Origin of the sequence: Megasphaera sp. NM10, assembly GCF_000417505.1 — a bacterium.
Classification (GTDB): domain Bacteria; phylum Bacillota; class Negativicutes; order Veillonellales; family Megasphaeraceae; genus Megasphaera; species Megasphaera intestinihominis.
Map to the genome: position 1 here is coordinate 1 of NZ_APHY01000032.1, position 2888 is coordinate 2888.

At 57.6% G+C, this 2888-nt stretch carries 4 protein-coding genes and 1 pseudogene; all 5 read left to right on the top strand.

The window, feature by feature from the left end; translation table 11 throughout:
* The first annotated feature begins 420 nt into the window (after positions 1–420).
* Entirely contained in the window at positions 421–1317 is an 897-nt protein-coding gene (locus NM10_RS06455; RefSeq protein ID WP_239639641.1) for a putative DNA modification/repair radical SAM protein, read from the top strand.
* On the top strand, positions 1314–1664 hold the full coding sequence (locus tag NM10_RS14535; RefSeq protein WP_239639642.1) for a helix-hairpin-helix domain-containing protein: 351 nt from the start codon (positions 1314–1316) through the stop codon (positions 1662–1664). The genes NM10_RS06455 and NM10_RS14535 overlap by 4 nt, the downstream gene beginning before the upstream one ends.
* An 11-nt stretch (positions 1665–1675) precedes the next feature.
* Positions 1676–1870, top strand: a complete 195-nt coding sequence (locus tag NM10_RS06460) for a hypothetical protein (protein ID WP_020310789.1) — start codon at positions 1676–1678, stop codon at positions 1868–1870.
* 85 nt (positions 1871–1955) lie between these two features.
* Positions 1956–2384, top strand: coding sequence for a DUF1934 domain-containing protein (locus NM10_RS06465; RefSeq protein WP_226884957.1), 429 nt, complete (start codon positions 1956–1958; stop codon positions 2382–2384).
* A pseudogene (gene argS / locus NM10_RS06470) lies at positions 2384–2888 on the top strand (arginine--tRNA ligase); the annotation flags it as partial. The gene NM10_RS06465 and the pseudogene argS, both read left to right, overlap by 1 nt.

Here is a 2888-nt window from a genome sequence, read left to right on the forward strand (position 1 = left end):
TCAGCTCCCCTTCACAGGGGAGCCTTTTGGCGCTCCTGCGCCTGATTTCCAGAGTCTATTGCGGCAAAGCCGCTTCTGAGTCCGAGCAAACCGTCCACGAAGAACGACCATAAAGCTATGATGTTTTTGCATACATAAAAAGAGCCTGTGCACGATTACGTGCGACAGGCCCTTTTTCCGCTGTAGGGGCGCCCGCCGTTCGCAGTCCGCAGACCGCAAATGTAGGGGCGCCCACGTGGGGCGCCCGCTTTTGCCTAGTGGCGAGAAAATTTTCATATTCCGGACGGGCTCGCCACGTGCGAGCCCCTACGAAAGACAGATGTGCCCTGCGACCTGCGACTGGCGACCGGCCAATCAAAACATACGTTTGCAATAGGGCCGGCCTTATGCTATGATAAAGGAAAAGAGGGGGGCTTTATCATGGATTGGGACCGGATTCAACAGAAACTGCATATTCTCAGCGACGCGGCCAAGTACGACGTGTCCTGTTCGTCCAGCGGCAGCCGGCGGGCCAACCAGGCCGGGGGCATCGGCAATGGGGCTGTCTGCGGCATCTGCCATACCTGGTCGGCTGACGGCCGCTGTGTGTCGCTCCTCAAGATCCTCATGACCAACCGCTGTATCTACGACTGTGCCTACTGTGTCAACGCGGCCAGCCGGGAAGCGGAACGGGCCATCCTGACGCCGGAAGAGATCGCCGACGTGACCATCGCCTTTTACCGGCGCAATTACATCGAAGGCCTGTTCCTCAGTTCCGGCGTCTATCGTTCGCCGGACTATACGACGGAGCTCCTCATCCGGACGGCCCGCATCCTGCGGGACGAAAAGAAATTCAACGGCTACATCCACATGAAGGGCATCCCCGGGACGAGTGCCCAGCTCATCCGTGAACTGGGCCGCTACGTCGACCGCCTGAGCGTCAACATCGAACTGCCGTCGGCGCCGAGTCTGCGCCTGCTGGCGCCGCAGAAGACGAAGGAAAACATCCTCGGTCCCATGGGGCACATTCGCCAGGGCATCCTGGAGCGGCGGGAAGAGAAGAAACATCATAAGAAGGCGCCTTCCTTCGTCCCGGCCGGCCAGACGACGCAGCTCATCGTCGGTGCGACGCCGGACAGCGACCGGACGATCCTGCGCCTGAGCCAGGCCTTATACGATAAGGTGGAATTGAAGCGCGTCTATTATTCGGCTTATGTCCCGGCCGTGACCGGCCCAACCTGCCGGCCATCGCCAAGCCGCCGCTCCTGCGGGAGCACCGCCTCTACCAGGCTGACTGGCTGCTGCGCTTCTACCAGTTCAAAGCCGATGAGATATTGACTGACGAGGCGCCTGATTTCGACCTCGACCTGGACCCCAAGGCCTGCTGGGCCCTGCGCCATCCGGAGTTTTTCCCGGTCGAAGTCAACCGGGCGTCGTACCACGCTTTGCTGCGCGTCCCCGGCATCGGCGTCACCTCGGCCCGGCGCATCTGTGCGGCCCGGAGCCAGGCTTTCTTGTCGTATGACACACTGCGCCGCCTGGGCATCGTCCTCAAGAGGGCCCAGTATTTCATTACCTGCAAGGGAAAATATTATGGAGCGACGACGGACCCGGTCCGCATCCGCCAGCTGCTCCTGGCCCGGCCGTCAGCCCAGACGGCTTATGAACCGATGAGTCTGTTTTAGGAGCGGTAGCGATGATTTACAGTTATGATGGAACTTTTTTCGGCTATTTGTCGGCCGTCATCGACCGGGACGAAGCGCTGCTCAGAAAAGACCAGGCCCAGCCGGCTGTCCGGGCAGATATCTTCGACCTGGGCCAGGCCATCGTGCCGCAACGAGGCCCTGCGCCGCAGTTATATGCCCAAGAAGTATTGGTCTTTTCTGATTGAAATGAAGTGAAAAAAAGTATTTCTTTTTCCCAGCACTTGTTATATAATAGTAACATTGGATTTGTGATAGGAAAGGTGGAATACATTGAAACCTGTCTTAGTAAGTGTAAAAAGTATCCAACGTAACAAAGAGGGAGAAGAGCTGAAAATGGAGCTCGTTTCCGAAGGTAAGTTTTACGTCAAGGACGGGACGCAGTACATCGTCTACGAAGAAAGCGAGCTGACGGAAATGAAGGGCGTTACGACGGTCATCAAGGTGTTACCCGGAGGGTCCGTCTTATTGTTGCGCCTTGGGAAGCTCCGCCAGCGTCAGGAATTCCGCAAGGGAAAAGTGACGCGCTCCCAGTATGACACACCGGTCGGCACGTTCGACGTGCAGATGAAGACCTATGAATGCCGCGCCGACTTGCTCGATGGAGTCGGTACGATTCAGTTGGGCTACGACGTCCATATCGAAGGCGTCAGTGCCAATTATACACAATTAACCATAACCGTGCAGGAGGATCAAGCGTAATGGAAATGAAGGATTTATTGAAGCAGGGCATTACGGAAGCCCTGAACAAGGCTATTGCAGCCGGCACTCTTCCAGCCGGCGACTATCCCGACGTCGCACTGGAAGTACCGCCGCAGAAGGAATTCGGCGACTTCGCCAGCAACATTGCCATGCAGTCGGCCCGCGTCGCCCATAAAGCACCGAGACTCATTGCCCAGGCCATCGTCGACGGCATGGATTATCCCTGGCTCGACCATGCGGAAATCGCCGGTGCCGGCTTCATCAACTTCTTCTTGAAGAATGACGTCATTTACGATACGCTCAAACAGATCCTGGCTGCCGGCGATGCCTATGGCCATGCACCGCTGCGCAAAGAAGACACGATCCAGGTCGAATACGTCAGTGCCAACCCGACAGGGCCGCTCCACGTCGGTCACGGCCGCGGCGCCGCTTATGGCAGTCTGATCAATCTCCTGCGGGCTGCGGGCTAGTAACGTCCAGGCCGAATACTACATCAACGACGCC